At 61.3% G+C, this 23,663-nt stretch carries 16 protein-coding genes; 8 read left to right on the plus strand and 8 right to left on the minus strand.

The annotated features are described in order from the left end of the window. Nucleotides 1-39 precede the first annotated feature (39 nt). Nucleotides 40-1,380, minus strand: a complete 1,341-nt coding sequence (locus HYX42_RS09155) for a dicarboxylate/amino acid:cation symporter (RefSeq protein WP_293402077.1) — start codon at nt 1,378-1,380, stop codon at nt 40-42. A gap of 210 nt (nt 1,381-1,590) precedes the next feature. Here HYX42_RS09155 and HYX42_RS09160 point away from each other — a divergent pair, with 210 nt between their 5' ends. The 5 genes from HYX42_RS09160 (at nt 1,591) to HYX42_RS09180 (ending at nt 12,551) form a co-directional block, all read left to right on the plus strand. After that, on the plus strand, nt 1,591-2,037 hold the full coding sequence (locus HYX42_RS09160) for a CreA family protein (RefSeq protein WP_293402455.1): 447 nt from the start codon (nt 1,591-1,593) through the stop codon (nt 2,035-2,037). 236 nt (nt 2,038-2,273) lie between these two features. Next, nucleotides 2,274-3,926, plus strand: coding sequence for an efflux RND transporter periplasmic adaptor subunit (locus HYX42_RS09165; protein WP_293402079.1), 1,653 nt, complete (start codon nt 2,274-2,276; stop codon nt 3,924-3,926). Nucleotides 3,927-3,948: 22 nt separating this feature from the next. Then, complete coding sequence (locus HYX42_RS09170) at nt 3,949-7,164, plus strand: efflux RND transporter permease subunit (protein WP_293402081.1); 3,216 nt, start codon at nt 3,949-3,951, stop codon at nt 7,162-7,164. Between the two features lie 667 nt (nt 7,165-7,831). Further along, the gene (locus tag HYX42_RS09175) at nt 7,832-11,092 is read left to right on the plus strand and encodes an efflux RND transporter permease subunit (RefSeq protein WP_293402083.1); all 3,261 of its coding nucleotides are present in this window, start codon (nt 7,832-7,834) and stop codon (nt 11,090-11,092) included. 73 nt (nt 11,093-11,165) lie between these two features. Then, nucleotides 11,166-12,551 (plus strand): efflux transporter outer membrane subunit, encoded by a 1,386-nt coding sequence (locus tag HYX42_RS09180; protein WP_293402457.1) that lies wholly within the window; start codon nt 11,166-11,168, stop codon nt 12,549-12,551. 57 nt (nt 12,552-12,608) lie between these two features. On the opposite strand, the gene HYX42_RS09185 is transcribed toward HYX42_RS09180, so the two are convergent. The 4 genes from HYX42_RS09185 to HYX42_RS09200 all read right to left on the minus strand — a co-directional run bounded on the left by HYX42_RS09185 (nt 12,609) and on the right by HYX42_RS09200 (nt 17,564). Further along, a complete protein-coding gene (locus HYX42_RS09185; RefSeq protein WP_293402085.1) occupies nt 12,609-12,941 on the minus strand; it encodes a hypothetical protein in 333 nt (110 codons plus the stop codon). Between the two features lie 412 nt (nt 12,942-13,353). Continuing rightward, the gene (locus HYX42_RS09190) at nt 13,354-14,004 is read right to left on the minus strand and encodes a response regulator transcription factor (protein WP_293402087.1); all 651 of its coding nucleotides are present in this window, start codon (nt 14,002-14,004) and stop codon (nt 13,354-13,356) included. After that, nucleotides 14,004-16,205, minus strand: coding sequence for a CHASE domain-containing protein (locus HYX42_RS09195; RefSeq protein ID WP_293402089.1), 2,202 nt, complete (start codon nt 16,203-16,205; stop codon nt 14,004-14,006). Before HYX42_RS09195 ends, HYX42_RS09190 begins: the two co-directional genes overlap by 1 nt. Before the next feature lie 15 nt (nt 16,206-16,220). After that, complete coding sequence (locus HYX42_RS09200; RefSeq protein ID WP_293402091.1) at nt 16,221-17,564, minus strand: ABC transporter substrate-binding protein; 1,344 nt, start codon at nt 17,562-17,564, stop codon at nt 16,221-16,223. Between the two features lie 430 nt (nt 17,565-17,994). Between HYX42_RS09200 and HYX42_RS09205 the strand changes: the two genes are divergently transcribed. Together HYX42_RS09205 and HYX42_RS09210 are read left to right on the plus strand one after the other, a co-directional pair. Continuing rightward, on the plus strand, nt 17,995-18,987 hold the full coding sequence (locus HYX42_RS09205; protein ID WP_293402093.1) for a Bug family tripartite tricarboxylate transporter substrate binding protein: 993 nt from the start codon (nt 17,995-17,997) through the stop codon (nt 18,985-18,987). 125 nt (nt 18,988-19,112) lie between these two features. Beyond that, on the plus strand, nt 19,113-19,457 hold the full coding sequence (locus tag HYX42_RS09210; protein ID WP_293402095.1) for a hypothetical protein: 345 nt from the start codon (nt 19,113-19,115) through the stop codon (nt 19,455-19,457). Nucleotides 19,458-19,538: 81 nt separating this feature from the next. Here the strand turns inward: HYX42_RS09210 and HYX42_RS09215 are convergent, their stop codons facing one another. Next, nucleotides 19,539-19,988, minus strand: coding sequence for an FKBP-type peptidyl-prolyl cis-trans isomerase (locus HYX42_RS09215; RefSeq protein ID WP_293402097.1), 450 nt, complete (start codon nt 19,986-19,988; stop codon nt 19,539-19,541). A gap of 162 nt (nt 19,989-20,150) precedes the next feature. Here HYX42_RS09215 and HYX42_RS09220 point away from each other — a divergent pair, with 162 nt between their 5' ends. Next, nucleotides 20,151-20,552 (plus strand): response regulator, encoded by a 402-nt coding sequence (locus HYX42_RS09220; RefSeq protein WP_293402099.1) that lies wholly within the window; start codon nt 20,151-20,153, stop codon nt 20,550-20,552. Between the two features lie 18 nt (nt 20,553-20,570). On the opposite strand, the gene HYX42_RS09225 is transcribed toward HYX42_RS09220, so the two are convergent. Continuing rightward, the gene (locus HYX42_RS09225) at nt 20,571-21,062 is read right to left on the minus strand and encodes a hypothetical protein (protein ID WP_293402101.1); all 492 of its coding nucleotides are present in this window, start codon (nt 21,060-21,062) and stop codon (nt 20,571-20,573) included. 13 nt (nt 21,063-21,075) lie between these two features. Next, nucleotides 21,076-23,505 (minus strand): ATP-dependent DNA helicase, encoded by a 2,430-nt coding sequence (locus HYX42_RS09230; protein ID WP_293402459.1) that lies wholly within the window; start codon nt 23,503-23,505, stop codon nt 21,076-21,078. Between the last annotated feature and the right edge of the window lie 158 nt (nt 23,506-23,663).

The raw sequence follows: 23,663 nt of genomic DNA on the forward strand, positions 1-23,663 counted from the left end.
CCCTCGTCGAGGGCCTTTTTTATTTCGGGCTCAGCCCGGTTAATGCGGCTGCGCCTTTGCCATGTGTTCGGTCTTTTTATTGAGCAGCACTTCCGGCTCCTGCGCTTCCTGCCAGGTTTCGTTGTTCAGGCCGGCATGCAGGCGTTTGACGTCCAGCTCATCCGTCCACTTGGCTACCACCAGCGTTGCCACGCCATTGCCAATCAGGTTGGTGAGTGCCCTGGCTTCCGACATGAATCGGTCAATGCCCAGAATCAGCGCCAGCCCTGCAACAGGCACGGTACCCACCGCAGACAGTGTGGCCGCCAGCACAATAAAACCACTGCCGGTGATGCCGGCCGCGCCCTTGGAGGTCAGCAGCAGCACGGCCAGCAGGGTCAACTCCTGCGTGAGGGTCATGGGCGTGTTGGTCGCCTGCGCGATGAACACGGCGGCCATCGTGAGGTAGATGGATGTGCCGTCAAGGTTGAATGAGTAGCCCGTCGGGATGACCAGGCCCACGGTCGTCTTTTTTGCCCCCAGGTTTTCCATCTTTTCCATCATGCGGGGCAGCACCGACTCGGACGACGACGTGCCGAGCACGATGAGCAGTTCTTCCTTGATGTACTTGATGAACTTCCAGATGCTGAAGCCATGGAGGCGCGCAATCAGGCCCAGCACCACAAAAATGAACAGCAGGCAGGTCAGGTAAAACGCGCCCATCAGCTTGCCCAGGGAGAACAGCGAACCCACGCCGTATTTGCCTATGGTGAATGCCATGGCACCGAAGGCACCTATGGGGGCCAGCTTCATGATGAAACCGACAATGGTGAACAAAACATGCGAGGTCTTCTCGATGAAGTCAAACACCAGCGTGCCGCGCCCGCCAAAGCGATGCAGTGCGAAGCCGAACATCACCGCGATCAGCAGGACCTGCAGTATTTCGCCCCTGGCAAATGCATCAACCACCGTCGTCGGAATGATATTGAGGATGAAGTCGGTGGGGCCCACCATCTTGCCCGGACCTGTGTAGGCGGCGATGGATTTGGTGTCCAGCGTTGACGCATCGACGTTCATGCCCGCGCCGGGCTGCAACACATTGACAAGCACCAGTCCGATGATGAGCGCGAACGTGCTGACGACTTCAAAATAAAGAAGCGCCAGGCCACCCGTCTTGCCGACCTTTTTCATGTCCTCCATGCCCGCGATGCCGATGACGACAGTGCAGAAAATAATAGGCGCGATCATCATCTTGATCAGCTTGATGAAGCCATCGCCGAGCGGCTTCATCTCTGCACCGAAAGCGGGGTAGAAGTGCCCCAGCAGCACACCGGCAATCACGGCGCAGATCACCTGCACATAAAGCGAGCGGTAGATCGGAAGTTTCTTTGCAACTGTCATGAAAGTCCCCTGTTATGTGTTGTTGTTGGCGGCACCAATATAGTGTTTTCTGACCCGTGTGCCAATGTCTAAAGCCGCAGGCGCGCCAAAGCCCGCTTCTGGGAGGCCTTACCGTGTACGCTAGCGGCTGTTGCTGTGATGGTCATGGCCTTGCTGGAAAGAAATCCCATGAAAAAAATCCTTGGTATGTCCCTGTTTTCCGTGGCCGTGATGGCCTCGCTGTTCTGGCTGACCGGGGCCGGCGCCCAGCAGGTTGGCGAGGTCAGCACCGTGTTCAAGCTGCTCAGCCCGAACGACAAAATTGTGGTCGATGCGTATGACGACCCCAAGGTTGCGGGCGTCACCTGCTATGTGTCCCGCGCCAAAACCGGCGGCTACAAGGGTGCGCTGGGTTTGGCCGAAGACAGGTCAGAGGCGTCAATTGCCTGCCGCCAGACCGGCCCCATTACCTTTGCGAAACCGCTTGAGACGCAGGAAGATGTACTGACCGAGCGCATTTCCCTGGTGTTCAAAAAACTCCGGGTGGTGCGCATGGTGGACAAGCCACGCAACACGCTCGTCTATCTGACTTACTCGGACCGCCTTATCGAGGGCTCGCCGCAGAACAGCATTACTGCCGTGCCTGTTGACAGGGCCACACCGATACCGGTTCGCTAGAGACCGCCGAGGGCAGGCGCTGGCTTTACAGGACATTTACGTCCTGCTTTCAAGCCCGAAGCGGCTCCCACCGGGGCCGCAGTGATAATAAATTTGAAGCATGAACGCGACGGTACGCGGCGCTTTCCGGGCCGTTGGCGGCCAGAAAGCCTACGGGCCTGGACCATTTTCAGGCCCAGAATTGCGTGTCGCCTGCGCTGCCCCGATTGGCATGAACCGGACCATAAGGATTAATGATGAACCCTCGAACGCCCGATGAGCCCGAAGTGCCAGCCACAACATCCCATTCCACCGAGGTCGTGCCGAGGCGCAAGCGCATCAGCAGGCGCACATCCATCATTGGCGCCATCGTTGCCCTGCTGTTGCTGGCGGCGCTTGGCGGTCTCGCCTGGTATTTGACGCGTCCGGCAACGCCGGGCTCGGCACCGGCCGGTGCAGCGTTTGGCGGCGGCGGACCCGGTGGCCCGGGAGGTCCCGGCGGCGGGCGTGGGGGGCAGGCCAGCACGGTAGGCGTGGCAACAGCCGAGAAAGCCAGCATTCCCGTGCTGCTGGATGCCCTGGGCACCGTGACCCCGCAGGCGACAGTCAGGGTGAGGCCACAGGTGTCCGGCGTGCTTGAGAGAGTCCTTTTTAACGAAGGCCAGATGGTCAAAAAAGGCGACCTGCTGGCAGTCATCGACCCGCGCCAGTTTGAAATGGCGCTGATGCAGGCCAGCGGCCAGCGCCAGCGCGACGAAGCCCAGCTTGACAGCGCCCGCGTCACGCTGCAGCGCTACAAGACACTGCTTGAGCAGGATTCCATTGCACGGCAAGAGGTCGACACACAGACCGCGCTGGTCAAGCAGCTCGAAGCCACAGTTGTCATCGACAAGGCGTCCGAAGGCACGGCGCGCCTCAATCTCAGTTACACCCGCGTCGTCGCGCCTGTGAGCGGCCGGGTCGGCCTGCGGGCGGTGGACGTCGGCAACGTGGTCAGCAGCAGTGATGCCAATGGCGTCGTACTCATCACGCAGGTCTCGCCGATTGATGTGGCCTTTGCCATACCGCAGGACCGTGTCAGCGATCTGCAGGCGGGGGCAAATGCTATCAAGGTGACTGCACTGGACCGCACACGCGCCACGGTGCTGGACACCGGCGTCTTTGCCTCGCTGGACAACCAGGTGGACACCACCACCGGCACCGTCAAGGCCAAGGCGCGTTTTGCCAACAGCAATCTCACGCTTTTCCCAAGCCAGTTCGTCAATGTGCAGTTGCTGGTCCGCACGATTGACAACGCCGTGGTAGTGCCTGTAACGGCGGTGCGCCAGGGCAGCAGCGGCGACTATGTCTATGTGCTCAATGCAGACCGTACGGTGTCGCTGCGGCCAGTCACGCGCGGCCAGGCTACTGTTGACAAGGTCGTCATTGCGACCGGCCTTCAGGCTGGCGAACGTGTGATTACCGAAGGCGCGGACCGCCTCAAGGACGGTTCACGTGTGACTCTTGCGGGTGATGCTCCCCGCGTCCCCGGTGCGGGCGCGGGCAATCGCAGGCGGCAGGGCGCCAGTGCGCCTGCAGGCAGTGCTTCTGCTGTCACTGGTTCTCCATCCGGTGCTGCATCCCCGCCTGTCGATGGCGCCTCACGCCGCCGTCCGCCAGTGGCTGATGCGGCCACCGGCCCTGCTGCTGCAGCGCCTTCGGCGTCCCCGGCGCCACAGGCCCTGTCGGCCGATGGACCCTCGCCCGAGCAGCGCCAGCGCATGCTGGCGCGTGTCAAGGACGATCCTGTTGCACTGGAACGCCAGCAGAAATTTCTTGAGCAGCTTGATAAAAAGGACCCCGAAGCCATCGCCCGCTGGCAAGCCATAGTGCAGCGACGTGCGCAGGGCGGCGAGCGGCCGGCGCAATGAAGGTGTACGAGATTCTTTTCACATGAGTCCGTCACGCCCCTTTATCCTTCGCCCGGTAGCGACCTCGCTGCTGATGGTGGCCATCGTGCTGGCAGGTCTTGTCGGTTTCAAGTTCCTGCCGCTGGCTGCGCTGCCGCAGGTTGATTACCCCACCATCCAGGTCCAGACGCTTTACCCCGGTGCCAGCCCCGACGTGATGGCACAAACCGTGTCAGCCCCACTGGAGCGCCAGTTCGGCCAGATGGCAGGGCTCACGCGCCTGAGTTCGACCAGCGCTGCCGGTGTGTCCATCATCACGCTGCAGTTCGGACTCGGTATCACGCTGGACGTGGCCGAGCAGGAAGTGCAGGCCGCCATCAATGCAGGCGGATCATTGCTGCCGGCCGACCTGCCTGCGCCGCCCGTGTACGCCAAGGTCAACCCCGCCGATGCGCCTGTGCTGACGCTGGCCATCACGTCGGACACCATGCCGCTGACCGAGGTGCAGAACATCGTCAACACGCGGCTGGCGCTCAAGATCAGCCAGGTCAACGGCGTTGGCCTGGTGTCTCTCAGCGGCGGCCAGCGCCCCGCAGTACGCATACAGGCCGATACCCGTGCTCTGTCATCGTATGGCCTGGCGCTTGATTCGTTGCGCACAGCCATCACCGCTGCCAATGCCAACGGCGCCAAGGGCAGCATAGACGGCCCGACGCGCGCCTACACCATCAATTCCAACGACCAGTTGCTGGCAGCTAGCGATTACAAAAACCTCATCATTGCCTATCGCAACGGCGCCGCCGTGCGGGTCGCTGACGTGGCCCAGGTCGTCGACAGCGCAGAGAACATCAAACTGGGCGCGTGGTCTGGTCTGAAGCCTGCGATCATCCTCAATGTGCAGCGCCAGCCTGGCGCGAACGTGATCGCCACGGTCGATGCCATCAAGGCGCGCCTGCCCGAACTGCAATCCGGCCTGCCCACAGCCCTCAAGGTTGATGTGCTCAGCGACCGCACCACCGGCATTCGTGCATCTGTACTGCATGTCGAGATAGAACTGGTGCTGGCCGTGCTGCTGGTGGTGCTGGTGATCTTTGCCTTTTTGCACAGCCTGCGTGCCACCGTGATTGCCAGTCTGGCTGTGCCCATTTCGCTCATAGGGACCTGCGGTGCCATGTACATGCTGGGTTACAGCCTGAACAACCTGAGCCTGATGGCGCTGACGATTGCTACCGGCTTTGTGGTCGATGACGCCATCGTGATGATTGAAAACATTGCGCGCTATATAGAGGAGGGCGAAGAGCCCATGGCCGCCGCCATCAAGGGCGCGACGCAAATTGGTTTTACCATCATCTCGCTGACCGTGTCGCTGATTGCGGTACTGATCCCGCTGCTGTTCATGGGTGATGTGGTGGGGCGGCTGTTCCGCGAATTTGCCATCACGCTGGCCATCACCATCCTGATTTCTGCGGTGGTCTCCCTGACGCTGGTGCCCATGATGGCAGCACGCTGGCTAAAGAAAAAAGCCCCCACGCTTGTCGCTTCGCGTACTACGCTGCCCCCCGAGGGGGCTGACCTTGCTTGGGGCGGCCCGGCGCTGGCGGTCGGCGCACCAGAAGGCCAGCCGGAAGGCGGCAAATTTGGCGTACGCATGCAGAAGTTTTTTGATGGCGTGATTGCACGTTACGACATCTGGCTGACCTGGGTGTTCAAGCGCCAGGGGCTGACGCTGCTCGTTGCGCTTGGCACATTGCTTTTGACCGTGCTGCTGTATGTGGTGATTCCCAAGGGGCTTTTCCCCACGCAGGACACAGGCCAGTTGCAGGCACGTGTTGAAACTGCACAGTCGGTCTCTTATACCCGCATGGCGGAACTGCAGCAGGCCGTGGCCGCAACGGTGCTTGAAGATCCTGATGTGGACACATTGAGTTCCTTCATCGGTGTCGATGCCGCCAACAACACCATGCTGCACACAGGCCGCATGCTGATCAACCTCAAGAGCTCGCGCATCGGCAGCCAGCAGGAAACCATGGACCGCCTGCGTGAACGTGCGCAAAAGATTGCCGGCGTCACCTTGTACCTGCAGCCCACACAGGATCTGACGATTGATGCCGAGACCGGTCCCACCCAGTTCCGCCTGTCGCTGGAGGGTTCTGACAATAACGTGGTGGTCGAGTGGGCCAACAAGCTTGCGGCGCGCATGCGGGAGTTGTCAGCCCTGCGCAATGTGGCGTCGGACGCGGGTTCCAGCGGCGCATCGGCATACATCACGGTAGACCGCGACACCGCATCGCGACTGGCGATTACCACCTCGTCGATTGACGACGCGCTCTACAGCGCTTTCGGCCAGCGCATTGTGTCGACCATCTTCACCGAGACCAACCAGTACCGCGTGATTCTGGAGGCCATGCCCGACCAACTCGCCACACCGGCGGCATTGGGCAACCTGCAGCTCAAGACCGGCACGGGCGGCACCACGCCGCTGTCGGCCATCGCCACCATCACCGAGCGCCCGGCGCCGCTGCAGGTGACACACGTTGCGCAGTTCCCGGCCACCACGCTGGGTTTTGACACGGCCCCGGGCGTATCGCTAGGCAGGGCGGTTGACCAGATCAAACAGGCCGCGAAGGATATCGCCATGCCGGCCAGCGTCACCATGACTTTTCTTGGCGCTGCAGGCGCATACCAGAACTCGCTGTCCAATCAGCTGTGGCTGATTCTTGCGGCAGTGGTCTGTGTCTACATCGTGCTGGGTGTGCTGTATGAAAGTTATATCCACCCGCTGACGATTCTTTCAACATTGCCATCGGCCGGTGTGGGCGCGCTGCTGGCGCTGATGATCAGCGGTTCCGACCTCGGGGTGATTGGCATCATCGGCATTATTTTGCTGATAGGTATCGTGAAGAAGAACGCGATCATGATGATCGACTTTGCGATTGATGCCGAGCGCAATCAGGGCAAGTCTGCGCAGGAGGCGATTCACCAGGCTGCGTTGTTGCGGTTCAGGCCTATCCTGATGACGACGCTGGCGGCCTTGTTTGCTGCTGTTCCCTTGATGCTCGGTTTTGGCGAGGGTGCCGAGCTTCGGCGGCCGCTTGGGCTTGCGATATTTGGTGGCCTGATTGTGAGCCAGGTGTTGACCTTGTTCACCACCCCGGTGATTTATCTTGGGTTTGACCGGTTGGCGACTCGGGTTCGGGGGTGGAGTGGCAAAGCTAAAAAGCCGCAGCTTGCTTTGCCGCCGCCTGAGGAAGCTGCATGAGAGGTTTTGCTCGTTATTTCTGCGGTGAACGCTTTGATGGCGGGTGCCGGGGGTTGCCCGGCGGCAAGTCACTTTTCTTTGCTTCGCCAAAGAAACCTAACGAAAAGAAAGGCGACCCGACGTCTGGGTCCCTACGCTTTGCTTCGGGCAACCTGCGCTGCTCGACTCCGGCGGCAGTCCAAACAACTCGCCTGCGGCTCAGACAAGTTTTGCCTGACCTTCCGCCTCCGTTTCCGCTGCTCGGCCCAGCCTCCACGGGTTGGGGAATGGGTTCGGGGATTCTTTCTGTCATCCCGGACTTGATCCGGGATCCATCCCCGCTTCGTTCAGGATGGATTGCGGATCGAGTCCGCAATGACCGAGACAGCAGATCGGCATTGGCTCCTGTTTTTGTCTTCATCTCCCCCAACCCTTGGAGAGGAGCCGAGAAGCGCAGGGCCAGACGGATCAGGGCTGAAACTTGTTTGAGCCGCAGGCGAGTTGTTTCAGACCCCGGCTGGACCGAGCATCGCAGGGTGCCCCGCAGGGGACGACGAACAGGGTCGCCTTTCTTTTCGTTAGGTTTCTTTGGCGAAGCAAAGAAAAGTAACTCGCCCGCCGGGGCGAGACCCGGCCTGGTCGTGAAGGGCACAACGGCATACTCAGCGCCGACCACAAGAGGTCAAACATGAACCTCTCAGAACCCTTCGTAAGAAGACCAGTAGCCACAGTCCTGCTGACCATAGGCCTGGCCCTCGCAGGCATAGGCGCCTTCTTCGTCCTCCCGGTCTCGCCACTCCCGCAGGTTGATTTCCCCGTCATCTCGGTCAGCGCCTCACTGCCAGGTGCAAGCCCCGAAACCATGGCCACCAGTGTGGCGACGCCGCTTGAGCGCAGGCTGGGCACGATCTCGGGTGTCAATGAAATGACGTCGTCGAGCGGCGTGGGCTCAACGCGTGTGAGCCTGCAGTTTGACCTCAACCGCAAGATTGACGCCGCGGCGCGTGAGGTGCAGGCCGCGATCAACGCATCGCGTGCCGACCTGCCATCCACGCTGCGCAGCAACCCGACCTATCGCAAGGCCAACCCGGCTGATGCGCCCGTCATCATTCTGGCGCTGACATCGAAGACACGCTCACCGGGCCGCATTTACGACGAGGTGTCCAACCTGCTGCAACAAAAGATAGCGCAGGTGCCGGGCGTCGGTGATGTGGAGCTGGGCGGTGGCTCGCTGCCTGCCGTGCGTGTAGACCTGATCCCGTTTGCACTCAACCGTTACGGCGTCAGCAGCGAAGACATACGCGCAGCCCTGCAGGCATCGAATGCCAACCGGCCCAAGGGCGCGATTGAGGGCAATGGCCGGCGCCTTCAGATTTACTCAGGGGCCAACACTGCCACCGGCGGCCTCAAGGCAGCTGATTACACCGGGCTGGTGGTGGCCTGGCGCAACGGCGCGGCCATACGGCTGTCGGATGTGGCCGAGATCAGCGATGGCGTGGAGAACGTCAACACGCTGGGTCTTTTTAATGGCGACCCTGCCGTCATCGTGCTGGTCACGCGCCAGCCCGGCGCGAATGTGATTGAAACCGTCGATGGCGTGCGTGCGCTGCTGCCCGAACTGCAGGCGCAATTGCCGGCTGACGTCAAAATTTCTGTGGCATCGGACAGCACCAACTCCATACGCGCGTCGCTGCATGAAATTGAACTGACGCTGCTGATCTCCATCGTGCTGGTGGTGCTGGTGGTGAGTGCCTTTTTGCGCAGCGCGCGTGCGACCGTCATTCCCGCCGTGGCCACCGTGGTGTCGCTGCTGGGTACGTTTGGCGTGATGTACCTGCTGGGCTTTTCACTCAACAACCTCAGCCTGATGGCGCTGACTGTCGCGACCGGCTTTGTGGTGGACGACGCCATCGTGGTGCTTGAAAACACCAGCCGCCACATCGAGGCTGGCATGGACCGCTTCAAGGCTGCGCTGCTGGGCGCGCGTGAAGTGGGTTTCACCGTGCTGTCGATCAGCTTGTCGCTGGTGGCGGTGTTTATCCCGCTGCTGTTCATGGGCGGGCAAACCGGGCGGTTGTTCCGCGAGTTCGCCGTGACTTTGTCTGCGGCCGTGATGATCTCGCTGGTGATATCACTGACCACCACACCCATGATGTGTGCCTGGCTGCTGAAGAACAAGGAAGACACCGATGCTGAGGCCGGCAAACCTGCGGGCCGTTTTGCTTTCCTTGGCTTCATCCCGCGTTTTTTCGAGAATGGCTTTAACCGCGTGCTGCGCGGCTATGAGGTCAGCCTGGACTGGGCGCTGGGCAGCAAGCTGCTGGTCATGCTGATTCTGCTGGCCGTCATTGGCCTGAATGTCTTTTTGTTTGTGAAGGCGCCAAAAGGCTTCTTCCCGCAGCAGGACACAGGCCAGATTAATGGCGGCCTGCGTGCCGACCAGAGTATTTCCTTCCAGGCCATGCAGGGCAAACTCAAGGAACTGGTGGACATCATCCGTGCCGATCCGGCGGTCGATACAGTGGTGGGTTTCACCGGCGGCGGCCGGGCGGGGGGCGGCTTCATGTTCATCAACCTCAAGCCTGCCAGCCAGCGCACCGACAAGGGCCTGGCCGTCATTGCGCGACTTCGGCCCAAGCTGGCTACCGTGACGGGTGTGAGCCTTTTCCTCAACCCGGTACAAGACCTTCGGGGCGGCGGGCGCGCCAGCAACTCGACGTACCAGTACACGCTCAAGAGCGACAACATTGCCGACCTCAAGCGGTGGGCCACAAGGTTGTCCGAGCAGATGATGCAGCAGGACGCCCTGATTGACGTCAACACCGACCAGCAGGACAACGGCGTCGAGATGATGGTGACGGTAGACAAGGAAAGCGCGGCCCGCCTGGGCATCAGCTCGCGCGATGTTGACAATGCGCTCTACAACGGGTATGGGCAGCGGCAGGTGGCCACCATCTATACCGACCTCAACCAGTACCACGTCATCATGGGTGTGGCGCAGCGCTACATCCGCAGCCCCGAATCGCTGAAAGACATTTATGTACCGGCCAAGGGTGCGACCATCACCACCTCATCGACGGCGGCTTCATCGTCGCTCACCAATATCGTGAACCCTGCGCTGCGTGACCAGTCCACAGGCCAGGCGCTGAGTTCTTCTGCGACCAATATGGTGCCCCTGTCGGCGATAGCCCGGTTTTCAGAGAACCCCAAGGCCGCCTCCGTCAACCATCAGGATGGTGAACTGGCCACCACCATCTCCTACAACCTCGTCGAGGGCAAGACCATCAGCGACGGCCAGGCGGCTGTCGCAAAGGCCGAGGCAGAAATCGGCATGCCCAACAATGTGCGCGGCAGCTTTCAGGGAACAGCACGCAATGCGCAGCAGTCGCAGCAGGAGCAGCCCCTGCTGATTTTTGCGGCCCTGGTGGTCATTTACATCGTGCTGGGTATTCTTTACGAGAGCCTGGTACACCCCATCACCGTCCTGTCTACGCTACCGTCTGCCGGTGTCGGTGCGGTGCTGGCCCTGCTGATCTTCAAGCTCGATTTCTCACTGATAGCGCTTATCGGTGTGTTCCTGCTGATCGGTATCGTGAAGAAGAACGCCATCCTCATCATCGACTTTGCGATTGACGCGGAGCGTTCACGCGGGCTGACCGCCGTCGAGGCCGTGCGCGAGGCCTGCATGCTGCGCTTCAGGCCCATCCTGATGACCACACTCGCCGCCATTCTGGGCGCCTTGCCGCTGGCCATTGGTTTCGGTGAAGGCGCAGAGTTGCGCAGGCCACTGGGCATTGCCATCATAGGCGGGCTGATCGCCAGCCAGCTGCTGACCTTGCTGACCACACCTGTCGTCTACGTGCTGATGGACAAACTGCGCCGCCCCGGCAAGACCGAGCACCTGCTGGGCAGGCATGCAGATTCAGATCAGGCACTGCAACCCGGATAACACCATGACACATTCCATGCATTCCACCGTTGCGATAACCATCAACAGAAAGCCCCCTTATTCCCTGCTGGCCATGGCTGCTCTGGCCTTGCTGGTCAGCGGCTGCGCAGTAGGCCCGACCTACCAGCGCCCCACTACACCCGATTCGGCAGCCTTCAAGGAAGCCGGCGACTGGATACCGGCTGTGCCCGCAGACGCCCTTGAGCGCGGCCCGTGGTGGTCGCTGTTCAAGGACCCGGTGCTGGACCAGCTGGCGTCGCGCGTCGAGGTGTCAAACCAGAACGTGGCGATTGCCGTGGGCGCTTATGCACAGGCGAGGGCGCTGGTGCGCGAGCAGCGTGCGTCGCTGTTCCCGTCCGTCACGCTCAATGGTGGTGCAACTCGATCGCGCAGCAGCGGCAATGTCACCACAGGCGTCGCGGGTCGCACCGGCAACAACTACCAGGTCAGCCTGGGCGGCAGCTGGGAGCCCGATGTCTGGGGCCGCCTTGGCCGTGCCGTTGACAGCGCCAATGCAGGTGCGGCAGCCAGTGCGGCAGATCTTGCGTCGGCAAAGCTGTCTGCACAGGGTGAACTGGCTGTGAACTACTTTTCGCTGCGGCAAACCGATGCACAGAAGGCGCTGCTCGACAAAACCATAGAAGGTTTTACCCGCGCACTCGAGATCACGCAGAACCGCTATACCGCAGGCATCGCCGCCAAAACAGATGTGTTGCAGGCACAAACCCAGCTCGCCAATGGCAAGGCCGACCAGTTGGGGCTGGAGCGTTCGCGTGCCCAGTTCGAACATGCAATTGCCGTGCTGGTGGGTGAAGTACCTGCCAACTTCAGCCTGCCCGCCCTGGCGAGCTGGACACCCGTGGTGCCGCAGGTTCCTGTCGGTGTGCCGTCAACGCTGCTGCAGCGCCGGCCTGACATCGCGGCGGCCGAGCGCCGCGTCGCGTCTGCCAACGAGCAGATCGGCATCGCCAAAAGCGCCTATTACCCCAGCATCAGCCTGAATGCCTCAACGGGCTCGGGCGCCAGCCGTGTGGCAGACCTGTTCAAGGCGGCCAGCAGTGTCTGGTCTTTGGGCCTGTCTGCTGCGCAGCTGATATTTGATGCAGGCGCCACCAGCGCACGCGTTGAGGGCGCAGAGGCCGGCAACGCACAGGCCGTGGCACGCTACCGGCAAACCGTTCTGGCGGCTTTTCAGGACGTGGAAGACCAGCTCTCCGCCACCCGCGTGTTGCAAAGCCAGCAGGAATTGCGCCGCCAGGCGTCCGAGTCTGCAGACCTGGTCGAGCAGCAGGTGCTTAACCGCTACAAAAGCGGGCAGGTCGGGTATACGGAAGTGATCACGGCCCAGGCGACCGCGCTCAGTGCGCGCCGTGCGCTGATACAGGCGCTGGCAGATCGGCAGACGACCGCTGTGGCGCTGATCCAGTCGCTGGGTGGCGGCTGGCAGCCTGCGCCGTAGCCGCCCTGCTGTTGTGGTTCATCTTCAGCCTTTTTGAAGCGCTGACGCCCGGGCTGCTTACTTCCTGACGCTGCGCCTGAAGATGACGTCAAACCCGCTGCCATTGTGTTCGCTGTCTTCAAGCTCGGGCACAAAACCCATCTGGCTCAGGCGATCTTCAAGGTAAAGCATTTGTGCCACACCCTTGACCAGGGCACGGCGATACACCTCACCGGCACAGTTGCGCACGCCGATCTCGCAGCTCATCAGCACGTCGGAAGGCAGTTGCCACGCCACGTCCAGCACGGCCAGAACTGCAGCATCATTTTCAAAAGGCATGGTGCCGCCAATGCGCGATGTGTCCGGCATCTTCAGGTGAGGCGGCAACGAGCTTGCGGTGGCGATGAGCATGCGGCCCTTGTTCAGGTATTGGTCGGAAGGCAACCGTATTCACACGGGTCATGGGGCAATTCGTGAATCGGCTGCCGTTGATTTTGTGTAACTAATGGTGTGGAGGCCATACTGCAAAGGCAGTAGAGGTGGCGACTGTCAAGGGCCAGTTCGGGTTGCCCGTACATTAAAAATGTTAACTTGCAAGTTAACATTTGATCTGTTTCACGGCTGGCAGCCTGGAAAAATGCCTCCAGACCGCCCAAAATGGCAAAAAATACCTGCTTTTATCTGCCAAAAATGGCTGCAGGCCAATAAACATGAGCGTGAGCAGCTATTGAAAATATAGCAATTCAAGCGCCGCCTGGCCTTGATCATCCGATTTGCGCAGATGCAACCATGGCGGCATGCGTGTAAACGCCCCGGTGCAGGGTCAGTTGGGCAGGTAGTAGCCGCGCTGCACGGCGTAGGCGGTGATCTCTGCTGCATTGCGCAGCGAAAATTTTTCCATCAGGTTTTGCCGGTGTGTGCGAACCGTCAGCACGCTGATGGCCAGCAGCACGGCAATCTCGCGGTTGCTCATGCCGCGCGCCACCAGCGACATGATTTCGCGCTCACGCGGCGTGGCAGGCGCAGCGCCGCCATGGGCATCTCCGCGTGTGGAATGCGGTACAAAGGCCGCAGCAATGCTGGCACTGACATATTGCCGGCCGGCCAGCACCGCCTTCACCGCTTGCAGCAGTTCGGCACTGTTTTCACTTTTGTGCACGTAGCCGTCTGCACCCGCAGCCAGCGCCTGCTGCACAGAACTGGGCTGCAGGTCGCCGGTGAGCACCACCACCTTGACCGCATCACCCAACAGCGCCTTGACGGCAGACAGCACGGTGACGCCATGCAGACCCGGCAGGCCAAGGTCCAGCAGCAAAAGCTGCGGGCTGAGCTGCGTGACAAGCGATTGCACGGCCGCGCCATCGCCCGTCTCGGCAACGACTTCAAAACCCGGCTCGGTTGAAAGCAGCATCTTGAGGCCCTCGCGCATCAGCACATGGTCTTCAGCGAGGATGATTTTGGTGACGGTGGTCATCAGGCAGCTTTCATCAGGGCGGCCAGCACCTGCGGGTCTATCGGTTTGTACAGCACGCGCAGGCCCCGGCTTGCGGCGTGGGCCAGCGGTTCGGCAGAAGTATCGCCGGTGATGATGGTGGCAGGCACTTGGTGGCCCAGGCGTGCCATCACGGCCTCAATGGCTTGCACGCCATTGGTGGTATCGGAGAGCTGGTAGTCGGACAGGATCATGGTGATGCTGTCTGCATGCGCGCCTGCCAGCACCAGTGCCTCCTCAAGCGTGGCCGCAACCAGCACCTCATGGCCCCATTCGGACAGCACGCGCTGCATCGAATCCCTGACCTCGGGGTCGTCGTCGAGCACCAGCACACTGCCGGGGGCCAACTGGTCCGGTTCCATCAGCAGGCCCTGGTCTTCTGCAGGCACAGGGTCCGCACGCGGCAGCAGCACTGAAAACATCGAACCCTTGCCGGGCACTGAACACACGCTGATCCGGCCGCCCAGCAAATGCACAGAGCGCTGCACGATGGCCAGGCCCAGGCCCAGGCCGTGTTCCCTGTCGCGTGCGACGTGGGGCACCTGGTAGAACTCGCCAAAAATCCTGGCACGCTCATGCTCTGCAATGCCTATGCCTGTGTCCCACACCTGGAACTCGACCTGCTGCCCGCGCGGCCGGCAGCCGACAAGAACGCGGCCACTGTCGGTATAACGCAGCGCATTGGCCGTGAGGTTTGAAAGCACACGCGCCATGACCAGCGGGTCGGTGTCCACCCACAGCCCATGCGGCATCACCACCTTGAAGCCCAGCCCGCTGGCTTCTGCCGGCCCGGCAAAGGCGGCTTGCACTTCTGCCAGCAATTCAGCAACCCGTACCGGCCGCCTTGTGATGGCCACCGTGCCGCTGTCCAGGCGCGACAGGTCGAACAGGCCGTTGAGCAGGCGCCCCAGGCCGTTGAGTGCGGTTTGCAGGCGACCCGCAATATGCCCGACCTCGCTGCCCGTGAGCGAAGGCTTGCGGGCCATGGCCTGCAGCGTTGCAACGAACAGGCTGAGCGCCTGTATGGGCTGGCGCAGGTCGTGGCTGGCGACGGCCAGGAACTGCGACTTGGCATGGCTGGCGGCTTCTGCATGGTCACGCGCTGCGCGCAGGCTTTCGGCCGCCAGCAGCGCGCGCAGGCGGCGGCGCAGCAAAAACCAGGTCAACACAGCCAGCAGCACACTCACGGCTGCGCCCAGGCGGGCCACCAGCTGCAGTTTGCTGATCGCAATCGCAGTGGTGAAGTTGGGCAGTGAGCGCGCCACGACCGTCCATGAATAGCCGCCCACCTCAACCTGCTTCGAGCTGTGGAACAGCTTGACGGTGGATTCGCCGCCCACCCGGTCGCTGTAGGTGTCTACCAGCTGGTCGTCGCCACGCTCTTCGCCGCCGTCGTAAACCTCGACAGTGATGCTGGCCCGTTCGCCCAGGATGTTGTCCATCAGGCCGTCCATGCTGAAGGCTGCGTAAATCCAGCCGCTGATGTTGGCACGGCGTTCCGCCACCGTCTCATGCGGCAGGCCGTTTTTGTAGACCGGCAGGTACATGCGGTAACCGGCCTGCACCTGTGCAGGGTCTTCCTCAGGCAGTTTGACCTTGTTGGAAATCGCAATGCCGCCGCTGTCACGTGCGGCTTCCATGGCCGGACGGCGGGACGGTTCTGCAAAGTAGTCGGTGCCCAGTGTGCTTAAAAAACTTGAGCCGGTGGGCTCGAAATAAAGCGCCGAGGTGCTGCTGCCGCTATCGCCCGCGGGCTGCACGGTATACGCCGGAAAGCCCTGGCTGCGCACCGCCGCAATGTGCTTTTCGCGTTCAGCCGGCGGCACGATGAGCGCAAAGCCCATGCCCTGCAGCCCGGCATGGTTCTGTATGCGCAGGTTGGCGACAAAAGCCTGGAAGTCACCGCGCTGCACCCGGTCTGACGTCGAGAAGAGCCCGTGCGTGGCGCGCAGTGCCTGCTCGCAGGCCAGCATGCGTTCCCTGAACAGGCTGACGGTCTCGCGCACGCGCGCGTCAAACTCGCCCTGCAATACGACTTCAATTTCCCTGCGTTCGCGCTCCCAGAAATACCAGGCCATGGCAAGCGCAAGACCCAGCACCACGCAGGGCAACAGATAGCTGAAAAACCTCAGCTGTTTCTGTGTCACCGGTTTTTTGCCGGCCAGGGATGTGCTTGTTTTCACGGATATCTTCAAGCCTCAGCGCTGGAAGGGCAGCAGGATGCGTGTCGCTTCAGCCTGTGCGTCACGCATGGCCTGTTGTGGTGTCTTGCTGCCTGTCAATGCTGCGGCCAGGCCGTTGTTCAGGGCGCGCGTAACGCGCTGGTTTTCATGTGTAGACAGTTCTGCGACGGCGCCCGGCAACTGGTCGCGTGCAACGGCCGCAGCAGGAAACGCCGCAACATGTTTTTTCATGATGTCGGTCTCCCATGCGGCGGGGCTGACGCCGATGTAGCCGGAATTGATGCCCCATTGCGCCGTGCGTGCGGGCGCCACCATCCATTGCACAAACCTGAACGCCGCCTTTTGTTGTGCGGGCGGGCTTTTCCTGAAGATGTAGAAATTGCCACCACCTGTAGGCGAGCCGCGCTGCGTGTTGGCGGGGAGGGCGCTCACGCCGAAATCAAAACCCGCCTTCTCGCGCAGGTTGCCCAGGTTGCCGCTGGTGGTCCAGATCATCGCGGCCTTGCCGTCAATGAAGTCGCGCGGCGTGGTGCCCCACTCGACCACACCGGGCGGGTGTACCTTCTGTACCCGCGACAGGTCGACCCAGTACTGCAGCGCCTCGACCACGGCGGGGGTGTCGAAAAAAGTTTTTGTGCCGGCGGCATTCATCAGCGCGGCGCCGTTGGCAGTGACCAGGCCCTGGAAAAGCCAGTACGGAAAGCCCGACGAAGGGATCTGCACGCCCCATTGCGTGACCTTGCCCGATGCGTCGCGCCGCGTCAGCTTTTGTGCGTAGTCTGTCATCTCGCGCCAGTTGGCCGGTGGGCGGTTCGGGTCCAGGCCTGCCTGTGCAAACAGTTTTTTGTTCCAGTAAAGCAGGATGGTCGAGCGCTGGAAGGGGATGCCCCAGGTTTGGCCCGCAGCGCGGCTGTTGGCCATCAGTGCCGGGTAAAAACTGCCCAGCCAGGCAGTGTCTGCGGCGCTGGCCACCAGCTCGTCATAAGGGGTGATGGCGTTGGCATCTATCAGTGTGTAGATGTCCACTGCAAACAGCACGGCAGCGTCCGGCGGCGTGCCGCTCTTGTGTGCCGTCAGCGCCTTGACGATGGAGTCCTTGTAGGTACCGGTGTAAATCGGCTTGACCCGGATGTCCGGGTTCTCGCGTTCAAAGTCGGCCACCAGGGCAGACATGCTTTTGGCCACCGGCCCGCCCACGGCAATCGGGAAGTAAAACGAAATTTCTGTCGGTGCGGCCCGGCTGGTGCCTGCAGAAACCAGTAACGCGGCGAGCAGCATGGCCAACGCAGCGCACCTGAACAGACGTCTTTGCTGGGCATTCGGCCTGTCGCAGCCACCAGTGTCATTCGATAGAAACATCGCTCGCCAGTCTGTATTGTTGATTTTCTGCCCGGGTTGCCGTCACGTGCCTGCTCAGGGGGTGGCGCATGCAGCGCTGCCTCTGCCAGAGCCAGTGTCTCAGCGCTTGCCCGATATTAATGTGTGGCACGCGGAAAGCTTTCAGCTCCCCGAATGACGACGAACACATGGTTGCTGAAAACCAAATGTTAACTTGGAACTTAACATTTGCGGGCTGTCGGCTTCCTTTCGGATGTCCGGGACCGCGACCGGCACGCAAAAAGTGCCCAAAAAAGCCTGTTTTAGGTGCCAAATCGGGCTGCAGGTTAGTAGAAATAAGCGTAAGAAGCTATAAAAAGTGTAGCAAGCATGGCGTTGGCGGTCCTGGTGCTGTGGCATTGATATTGCGTGAGAATCGGTTGACGTCTTCACCTATTCAGCCGGAGCATCCATGGTCAGTGATTTTTTCAAACGTATTGCAGCCTCTCTTTCTTCTGTAGCTGTGAGTGCGGCCCTGCTTGCGGCCATCGCAGCGCCCGTGCAGGCACAGACCGGCACCATTCACCTGCTGGTCGGCTTTCCCGCCGGCGGCGGTACAGATGTGATTGCCCGCACCCTGGCTGAAAAACTCAAGGACCAGCTGGGCGCCAATGTGATTGTCGAGAACCGCGCCGGTGCGGGCGGCCAGATTGCCGCGCAGGCCCTGAAGGCAGCGCCTGCCGATGGCACGACCTATTTCCTGACGCATGACCACACCGTGTCCATCCTGCCGCTGGTGGTTAAAAACCCCGGTTTTGATCCGGCCAAAGACTTCGTGGCCGCCGCAGGTTTTGCCACGTTTGTGAACGCGCTGGCCGTCTCTGGCGCCACGCCTGCGAAGTCCATGAATGAATATGTCGCCTGGGTGCGCGGTTCCCAAAACGGCAAGGGCAATGTGGGTGTGCCCGCACCGGCTTCTGTGCCCGAGTTCCTGGTCAAGCTGATTGGCGAGAAGTACAAACTTGACCTGGCCGCGGCACCTTACCGTGGCAGCGCGCCCATGATTGCCGACATGCTGGGCAACCAGATTGGTGCGGGCGTGGGCTCCATCCCCGACTTTATTGAAAACCACAAGGCCGGCAAGATCCGCGTCGTGGCCGTGCTGGGCGACAAACGCCAGCCTTCGTTGCCCGATGTGCCCACCTTTGCCGAACTCGGCCTGGCGGGTTTTGAAGACGTGCCTTACTACGGCATCTTTGCACCTGCGGGTACGCCCAGGGCATCGATTGACCGTTTTGCCGAAGCCATTTCGAAAGTCATCGCCATGCCGGACGTGCGTGACCGCCTCACGGCCATGGGCCTGACGGTGGGCTACATGCCGCCCGCCCAGCTTGCAGCCCGCGAACACGCCTATTCGCAAACCTGGGCGCGCATCATCAAGGCCAGCGGGTTTCAGGCGCAGTGATGCGGGTGGGCGCCGCTTGCGGCGGCGTCTGACTTGACGCCATTTGTGCATCGCCTATGCTCTCTGGCATGAGCTGTTCACAACGGACGGCTCCATGACCAGACCTGAAACCGGAGGACAAACCAATGAACTTTCCAAAATTTGCAGTGGCGCTGTCACTTTCGCTGCTCGCCGCATCGCCTGCCTTTGCCTGTTTCACGGTCTATAACGCGGCCACCAACCAGGTGGTGTATTCGGGCCAGAATGCTCCCATAGACATGAGCTACCAGATCCACCAGAAACTGCCCGCGGCATTCCCTGGCGGTCATATGGTTTTTGGTGTCAGCAACGACTGCCCGGCCGTGGATTTGCGCCAGGCCTCGCCACAGCTTGTGGCAGTCGCTGCCCGATCCGCCCCGGTCGCCATCCGCAGCGCACCCCGCATGACGCGTGCGCAGCGTGAACGCGCGCAGGATGCGTTGACGAAATAAGCATGCACCGGGTGGCCGGCTGCCCCCGTATGTGAATCGAGGCGCTGTTGCAGGCGCCTTTTTTTCGCCTGACGCTTTTGATTACCTGCCGTTGATGGCCAGCAATTCGACCTCAAACTGAAGCGTGGCATTCGGCGGGATCACGCCGCCGGCACCCCTCTCACCATAGGCAATGGCCGCAGGGCAGGTCAGTTTGGCCTTGCCGCCCACCTTCATCAGCTGCACGCCTTCCGTCCAGCAGGGGATGACACGGTTCAGGGGGAATTCCGTGGGTGCATTGCGTTTGTAGGAGCTGTCGAACTCGCGGCCGTCGGGAAAGCTGCCCCTGTAATGGACCTTCACGCTGTCGCTGGCTGCGGGTTTGGCGCCTGTGCCTTCCTTGAGCGAGAGATAGACCAGCCCGCTGGCGGTGACTTTGGCACCGGCCTCCCTGGTGGCGGCCGCGATGGCTGCATCGGTCTGGGCGCTGCACAACGGCAGTGCTGCAAGAAGGGCCATTGCAATGGCGCCGGAGGTGAATGTTGAACGCATGGTGAATATCCTTCGGAAGTGAGTGCGGCTAATTGTGTTTGATTCCTATAGGCGATTCTCCTACAGGGTGCGCCGTCCTCAAGCTACGTCTTTTGGCATCAGGCGTGTTACGTTAGATGTATGCAAGGCATTTCCCGCAATTCACAACAGAGCACTGATGAGATGGCACTGATTACTTATATCGTCGAAGACAGCGCCACGATCAGGGAAAACCTGATTTCAACCCTCGAGGAAATCGCCCCTGTCAAGGTGGTTGGCTTTGCCGAAACAGAGCAGGAGGCCAGCCTGTGGCTGTCCATCAACAACGGTAACTGGCAACTGGCCATCGTTGACCTGTTCCTGAAGGAAGGCAGCGGCCTCGGTGTGCTCAAGGGTTGCCAGAGCCGCAAACCGTACCAGAAGGTCATTGTGCTGACCAACTATGCAACCAACGATATCCGCAGGCGTTGCTCCGAACTGGGTTCAGACGCGGTGTTTGACAAGTCCAATGAGCTGGACCAGCTGCTTGAATACTGCAGCAGCGTGACGGCTCCCGGCGAGGCACCGCCCGACACCATGCACTGAGCGGAAGTAATCTTCCGTTCAGCGCTGCCGTTTCAGTGGCCCAAAGCAGGCCTGCAGTGATGGCGTCCTGCACACCAGCATCTGGTCGCGCGCCGGGCTGAACTGTACAAACCTCGTATTGACCATGCCCGCACTGTCGATGGTGTCGCCTGAACAATCCTTCTTGCCATTCTGCCGCATGGACGTCTCCACCACTTCATAAAAACCCCTGTCGTTCGCCTGTGGCGTGACGGTGTAGTTCCATTCGGCAACCGCTTCACCACTGGTGCCCAGCATGGTGTTGTTGGACCGGTACTGGAAGGTCTCCACGCACCGGCTGTTGAAGGGCGTCCAGCTCCAGGTGCCCGCAAGCGGGTGCAGGCCCGATGTGGCGGGGCGCGCGGGTGGATCTGCCGCCATCACGGCGCTGGAGTGAAGGCAGACGGCCATCAGGACCGGCAATGCCAGATGCAGCGGAGAAAAGCTGAAGCCGGCGAGGCTGTGCAGGGGGTTGGAAGTCAAGGCGCTCATGGTTGGAATGATTCTAGGGGCGTGGCCCTGGCGCTGGCGCTGCCGCTGGCGTGGGTGCTGGCGCTGCCGCTGGCGTGGGTGCTGGCGCGTGCAGCCTGCCAACTTTCCACCACAGCGGCAGCAGTGCCTGCACCTCGGGCTGGGTAAAGCGGTCGTCCATGAGGTAGATGACGCCTTCGTCGAGCTGCGTGCGAATCACGCGGCCCGCGGCCTGCACCACTTTCTGTATGCCTGGGTAAAGATAGGTGTAGTTGTAGCCGCGACTGGGCGTGCTGCCGGTGCCTGCAGTCTCGCCACCGGAGCTGTCTGCTTCAAACCAGTCACCCATGCGTTTGCGGATTTCCTCGTTCACTGCGTTTACCTGCGGCAGGCCCAGCGTTGCGATGAAAGCGCCTATCAAGCGCCTGCCCGGCAGGTCTACACCTTCGGCAAATGCGCCCCCCAGCACGGCAAAGCCTATGCCCTCAGAGCTGGGCGTGAAGCGTTGCAGGAACTCCTCGCGCCCGGCCTCGTCCATCTGGCGTGTCTGCTCCCACACCATGATGTCAGGGTGGCGCTGCACAAAAACGGTCTTCAGTTTTTGCAGGTAGTCGTAGCTGCTGAGAAAGGCCAGGTAATTGCCGGGCGTGGCATGGTACTGGCGTGCCATCAGGTCGGCGATGCGTGTGAGCGAGTTATCGCGGTGCTGGTAGCGCGTCGAGATATTGCTGACTGCCGAGACCCGCAGCTGTTCATGTGAAAACGGTGACTGCACGTCTATCCAGGCGGTCGTGTCGGGCAGGCCCAGCGTGTCCCGGTAGAAATCCTGCGGGCTCAGTGTGGCCGAGAACAGCGCGACGGAACGGGCTGCGGCAAAACGCGGTGCAAGAAAGGGCGCGGGAACGATGTTGCGGATGTTCAGCACGGCACAGTCCGGCAGCGCCCATGCAGTTTCTGCATCCCCGCCCGCACCACTGTGGGAGTCATCACCCAGTGTGATGTCAAACATCGAGTGCGCAGCAAAGGTTTCTGCCATGCGCGCAAAATGCAGCGCCTCGAAATAAAAGGCCTGCAGGTCGGCATCCACCCGCGTCGGGTTGGCTGTCAGGAAGTCAGTGATGGTGCTGATGGCCTGCTGCAGCGCTTTCAAAAATTCAACCGGCAGCTCCTTGTGCACCTGCCAGGCGACCATCTGCATCTTGTGCAGGTCGTTGAAGCTGCGGTTCAGCCGGTCCAGCGTGGGCCTGACCGCGCGGGGCGCGGAGGCATGCACGGCGTGCAGCTGGGCCTGGTCAAGCCTGGCCGAATACATCTTGCGCGTGCGTTCAACCATGTTGTGGGCTTCGTCCACCAGTGCCGCGACACGCCACTGGTTGCCGATCATCATGCCATGCAGCAGGGCGCTGCTGTCGAAATAGTAGTTGTAGTCGCCGATCACCACGTCAGACCAGGCGACCAGGTCCTGGCTCAGGTAGTAGGGGCAGACCTGGTGCGTCAGGGCAATCCCGCGTAGCGCCGCCTTGTCGAGCGCAAGGCCGTTGGCGCGGGCTACGGCTGCGCTGCGCGCGGCGGGCAGGCGGTCATAAAAGCCTTTGGCCAGCGGGCAGGCGTCACCGTGGCAGGCTTTGTCCGGGTGCTCGCAGGCCTTGTCGCGCGCGACCAGTTCAAGTATGCGCAGGGGCAAGCCAGCCCGGCTGTCTGCGATGCGTTCAAACGCATCCAGCGCCAGCCTGCGGCCCGGTGTTTTGGCGGCGAGAAAGAAAATCTTGTCGAGCTGCTGTTTGGGCGCAGCCTTGAGCAGGGGGAATACTGTCGCAATCGTCTTGCCGATGCCGGTGGTGGCCTGCGCCATCAGGCATTTGCCCGCACTCGCGGTTTTGTACACGGCTTCGGCGAGTTCGCGCTGCCCCAGCCTGAAGGTGGGGTGCGGAAATTTCAGCGCCAGCAGCGCCTCGTCACGCGCAAGACGATGCGCCATTTCCTGTGTGGCCCAGACCAGGAAACCCTCGCAGAGCATTTCAAAATACTCCTTCAGCGCGGCGGCCGTGAACAGCTCGGTGAGCGGCGTCTCCTGCATGCTGGCCACGTCAAAGTACACCAGCGAAATGTTGATGTCCTGCAGGCCCCTGTCCATGCACAGCAGCCAGCCGTAAATCTTGGCTTGCGCCCAGTGCAGGTCACGCCGGTTGTCGGCAATGTTGTGAAGGTCTCCACGAAAGGTCTTGACCTCTTCAAGCAGGTTGTTGACCGGGTCATAGCCGTCTGCCCGGCCGCGCACGCGCAGGGTCTTGTACCCGCCTTCCAGGCTCACCTCGGCTTCATAGTCTGCCCCGCGCCGTGATGCCACCAGCGCGTGGCCCGCCATGCCTTCCTGTGCAGAAGGTGCGGGCGTGAATCGAAGGTCAAGGTCGCCGTGCTTGGCGGTAAATTCGCAAAGCGCGCGAACGGCAACGAGGTATGTCAACAAAAACCCATTAATTGTGTAAGCGCGGGCCTGTAGTGCGGCCGAACATCACAGGTCGGCCTGTTCCCTTACGTCGGGCTCCATCATACGGCCCACAATGTTCGGGACAGTACATGAAAACAGGAGACAGGCAGCGTCCTCAAGGTCCGGCGCCGGCG

The sequence above is a fragment of the Polaromonas sp. genome (genome assembly GCF_016185115.1).
Lineage (GTDB): Bacteria > Pseudomonadota > Gammaproteobacteria > Burkholderiales > Burkholderiaceae_C > Polaromonas.

Excerpts from the sequence above, each read along its gene's own strand:
- HYX42_RS09220 (WP_293402099.1), top strand. The coding sequence starts at position 20,151 with ATGGCACTGATTACTTATATCGTCGAAGACAGCGCCACGATCAGGGAA.
- HYX42_RS09225 (WP_293402101.1), bottom strand. The coding sequence starts at position 21,062 with ATGAGCGCCTTGACTTCCAACCCCCTGCACAGCCTCGCCGGCTTCAGC.
- HYX42_RS09200 (WP_293402091.1), bottom strand. The coding sequence starts at position 17,564 with ATGTTTCTATCGAATGACACTGGTGGCTGCGACAGGCCGAATGCCCAG.
- HYX42_RS09155 (WP_293402077.1), bottom strand. The coding sequence starts at position 1,380 with ATGACAGTTGCAAAGAAACTTCCGATCTACCGCTCGCTTTATGTGCAG.
- HYX42_RS09190 (WP_293402087.1), bottom strand. The coding sequence starts at position 14,004 with ATGACCACCGTCACCAAAATCATCCTCGCTGAAGACCATGTGCTGATG.
- HYX42_RS09180 (WP_293402457.1), top strand. The coding sequence starts at position 11,166 with ATGGCTGCTCTGGCCTTGCTGGTCAGCGGCTGCGCAGTAGGCCCGACC.
- HYX42_RS09205 (WP_293402093.1), top strand. The coding sequence starts at position 17,995 with ATGGTCAGTGATTTTTTCAAACGTATTGCAGCCTCTCTTTCTTCTGTA.
- HYX42_RS09165 (WP_293402079.1), top strand. The coding sequence starts at position 2,274 with ATGAACCCTCGAACGCCCGATGAGCCCGAAGTGCCAGCCACAACATCC.
- HYX42_RS09185 (WP_293402085.1), bottom strand. The coding sequence starts at position 12,941 with ATGCTCATCGCCACCGCAAGCTCGTTGCCGCCTCACCTGAAGATGCCG.
- HYX42_RS09175 (WP_293402083.1), top strand. The coding sequence starts at position 7,832 with ATGAACCTCTCAGAACCCTTCGTAAGAAGACCAGTAGCCACAGTCCTG.
- HYX42_RS09210 (WP_293402095.1), top strand. The coding sequence starts at position 19,113 with ATGAACTTTCCAAAATTTGCAGTGGCGCTGTCACTTTCGCTGCTCGCC.
- HYX42_RS09215 (WP_293402097.1), bottom strand. The coding sequence starts at position 19,988 with ATGCGTTCAACATTCACCTCCGGCGCCATTGCAATGGCCCTTCTTGCA.
- HYX42_RS09170 (WP_293402081.1), top strand. The coding sequence starts at position 3,949 with ATGAGTCCGTCACGCCCCTTTATCCTTCGCCCGGTAGCGACCTCGCTG.
- HYX42_RS09160 (WP_293402455.1), top strand. The coding sequence starts at position 1,591 with ATGGCCTCGCTGTTCTGGCTGACCGGGGCCGGCGCCCAGCAGGTTGGC.